At 33.8% G+C, this 3,687-nt stretch carries 3 protein-coding genes; 1 reads left to right on the top strand and 2 read right to left on the bottom strand.

Annotation, left to right across the window (positions count from 1 at the left end; translation table 11 throughout):
- Positions 1-923: endonuclease (locus P8H68_RS02675; protein ID WP_366144922.1), on the top strand; the 923-nt coding region annotated here is incomplete at its 5' end.
- Positions 924-980: 57 nt separating this feature from the next.
- On the opposite strand, the gene P8H68_RS02680 is transcribed toward P8H68_RS02675, so the two are convergent.
- A complete protein-coding gene (locus tag P8H68_RS02680) occupies positions 981-1,319 on the bottom strand; it encodes a hypothetical protein (RefSeq protein ID WP_300321265.1) in 339 nt (112 codons plus the stop codon).
- Between the two features lie 300 nt (positions 1,320-1,619).
- On the bottom strand, positions 1,620-3,647 hold the full coding sequence (locus P8H68_RS02685) for a DUF5689 domain-containing protein (RefSeq protein WP_300321268.1): 2,028 nt from the start codon (positions 3,645-3,647) through the stop codon (positions 1,620-1,622).
- Between the last annotated feature and the right edge of the window lie 40 nt (positions 3,648-3,687).

Consider the following 3,687-nt stretch of genomic DNA (forward strand, 5'->3'; position numbering starts at 1 on the left):
CTATCTCTATTGCTTTCTATAATGTTGAAAATTTATTTGATACTGAAGACAGCCCACATACCCTTGACCGGGAATTTACTCCGAAAGGAAAAAAGAAATGGGGTCCTTATCGTTACCAATTAAAAGTTGAAAAACTTGGAAAAGCCATTACTCGTATTGGGGAAGATCATTCGCAACTTCCACCTATTTTCATCGGCTTAGCAGAAGTAGAGAACAGCAGTGTTTTAGACGATTTATTAAAATCCGATGCTTTACAATACCTTCCATACGACTACGTTCATTATGATTCGCCTGACGAAAGAGGAATTGATACTGCGCTTTTATTCAACAAAGATCATTTTGAACTTTTAGAATCCAGAGCTATTCCGATTATAGTTTATGATTCTAGTAGTGTTAGAGACTACACACGAGATATTCTTTATGTAAAAGGAAAATTGAATGATGAAATTATTCATATCTATGTGAATCATTGGCCTTCTAAAAGATCTGGTTTTGATGAAACACGTAAAAAAAGAATTGAAATTGCTGCCATCTTGCATCAAGAAATAGACAGTATTGAAGAGGCGAATCCAAAAATTGTAATTATGGGTGATTTTAATGACAACCCTGATGATGATAGCATACAAAAACATTTGGTGAATGAAAATTTCCGAAACCCTAGTTTAGAACTCTATAAAAATGGACAGGGAGCCTCTAAGTTTTATGGGCAATGGATGCTCTTTGATCAAATCATTTTATCAATCAACTTTTTTGAGCAAGAACCTAATAAATTTACCTTTCAACAAGCACATATCTTTAATGCCCCCTTTCTAACAAATCCAAGGGGTAGACATAAATACGAGCCTTTTAGAACCTATTCCGGAAAATATTACCAAGGTGGTTATAGCGACCACTTCCCGGTATATATACTTCTTAAAAAATAAGCATAAAAAAAGCCCGAACTCCATTTTTAGTTCGGGCTTTAAGCGTTATTAATTTTGTTACTTTTTAATTACCTTAATTGGTACAGAAAACTTTTTGTTTTTCAACTCTTCAGAAGCTTTTACTACAGATTGGTAGTTTAACCTAGTTTTGATAAAATTAATTATTCTCTCGTCTTTTGAGTCAACCAAAAGGACCACTATTTCTCCTCTTTGGTTCACTAAAAACTCAACTTTCGCTGAGATAATTTTTTCATTTTCTAAAAAATCAGGATGATCTAATAATCTTTCGATTTCACTTCTTAATTTTTCATTGATTGTCATTGTTTCAGGATTTGCTGCAATCGTTGCAACGGTTCCTAAAACTAGGGCGAACATTACTGAAATGATTTTTTTCATAATTTCTAATTTCTGTTACAAAGATACTTTCAACCTCAAAATAAAAAGTAAAAAAGCATTTCAACAAAACCTCTTTTTTGGGTTATCTGAACATCAAACCACTACCGAATTAACTACAAATTCATATTGAGACTTTGACAAAATACTAGTTGAATATTTGTTATTACTCAAAATTCAATTCTTTTTTTTAACAGGTTAAAATCCTAAAGATGGTAAATCATCAAAACAATAAAATAGGCCTAGCTACAATGCTACCCGAATGTTAACTTAGGGAAAACTTAAAAGAAAAAATACTAAAAATCACCAGCTATTTGGCGAAAAATCTTGTGGTGCTGTTTGTTTGTTTCCATTAGTTTTAGAATATATAATCCATTCAGAAGCATCAAAAATGGAAGTTCCATTAATCACCTCCTTTTTTCGAGTCGCTTTGCCATCCAAATACTCCCATACCATATTAGTTCCATCTTCTCCTTTTACTCCATATACATCATGAACCGATCCCTCAGAATCTTCCAACTCATAAACATCATCCCCATTTCCAGAAATATAACTTGAGACAATATCAGCTTGCTCATTAAAAAGGGCATCAAAATCGGTATTCGCAATGATTAATAAACCTCCTGAATCAATTGTATAACCCGATAAATCAAGTCCACCAGACGAAATACTATTGGAACCATTCAAATATTTGTTCAATCTCCAACCATTTAAAGAAACGGATGTAGTTCCGGCATTATACAATTCTAAAAACCTGGCTCCTACACTATTTTCAGGATCCGCTACTTCCGTTATCAAAATATTTTCAATTACCTCTGCACACTCCTCATATGATTGATCAAAATCAACATCTTCTAAAGAGCGAAGTTGCATTTTTAACTGTTCTTGATTTCTATATAAAACCCCAGTAACAGAGCCTTTGTTGGTTGGGAATTTTTTATTTGAAAACGTTGCAGAACCCAAAGTTTCCAATTCTAGTACATTCGACTCTTCACAAAGCATTAGCCTTCTTGATGCTGTTTCTTCTCCAGAATAATATGCATAGGCCTTACCTAGTTCACTTTTTTTCAGTTGCAGCTCCGAAACTGTCACCAATGTATTTTGATTTTTATCAACTGACAACTCCGCCAATCTTTTTTGCTCTGGAATGATCTTATAATTCTCATTGCTATTAAAAAGGTAACGACTTATATCCTCCCCTTCAATAGCTCCTATACTTGCATTCTCAAAAACTCCAATAGTGTATTGTCCGTCAATTTTATCTAAATACAAATAATTCAATTCTAAAAACACTTTATCTCCAAGAGCATATTTTTCAAAAATTGCCTCTTCATCCATCAAAATTTTAAATCCGCCCTCCGGTTTTTCAGGTTTGTCCTGTATATATAAAACATTCTCAAAATTCCCCTCTTGATCAGAAGACACAACATAACCCTCAAAAACATATTTTTTTTCAAGACCAAACTCTAGCAAAGCACCAGCATACAAATCAATTATTTCCTGATAAGAAATAGTGGCCTGAGCAGAATTTACAATAGAACAACGTTGGTTTACAAGCTCTACATCGTTCTCATCTCTTAACTGTAACTGATACTCCGAATAATATTTTGTCAACACTCCCTGAACATTTCCATTTCCCTCGGGAAGTTGCTTATTCTTAAAATCTGAAAAACCGCTAATATTTAATTTTATCGTCCCGAGCTCCTCACAATTTTCCGCTGTTTGGCACAAAAGTCTCTCCATTGTTTTTGTAGAACTTATATCACCAAATGACTCACCTATATTTTCTTCAGCAAACTGAACATTTTCAAAAACCACCAAACTTTGAAGATGACTTTCATTAATTTCTGATATTTTTATGGCTCTCGGTTCCATTTGCTCAACCTCACAACTCCTAAAAAAATGATTGAAAACTTCAGAGGAGGGTATTCTCTCCAACTCACCCGCTATGGCTTTTCCGATTTGCAGCACACCTCTTCCATAACCTATAGAAAGACCTTTTAATTTCACAAACACTTTTCTCCCGATAGGATAAACCGCATACAAATTGGTTTTATCAACGGAAAACTGAATTGCTGCCGTAGCGTTTGCGGGAGCATCTTGCAAGGACAAGGTTTTATACATATTGCCAGAGGCATCGCTACTTACTACATAGCCAACTATTATAATATCATTTTCAAATGTAGTAATGCCATATCCCGCCATCTCTAAAACCTGAGCTATGGTGTGTGTTGCAATTAAATTATTTTCTGCACAAACAATCTCTGGAAACTCATAATTCGTATCGCAATGAATCAGCAATAAACTCAAAATAAAAATATATTTCTTCATAACATTCCTTTTAAAACCTAACACTCAAAATCATATAATA

The organism is Flavicella sp., assembly GCF_029238425.1.
Classification (GTDB): Bacteria; Bacteroidota; Bacteroidia; order Flavobacteriales; family Flavobacteriaceae; genus Flavicella.

What these genes read in the sequence shown, in the direction of transcription:
- P8H68_RS02680 (WP_300321265.1), bottom strand. Translation starts at nt 1,319, where the DNA reads ATGAAAAAAATCATTTCAGTAATGTTCGCCCTAGTTTTAGGAACCGTT.
- P8H68_RS02685 (WP_300321268.1), bottom strand. Translation starts at nt 3,647, where the DNA reads ATGAAGAAATATATTTTTATTTTGAGTTTATTGCTGATTCATTGCGAT.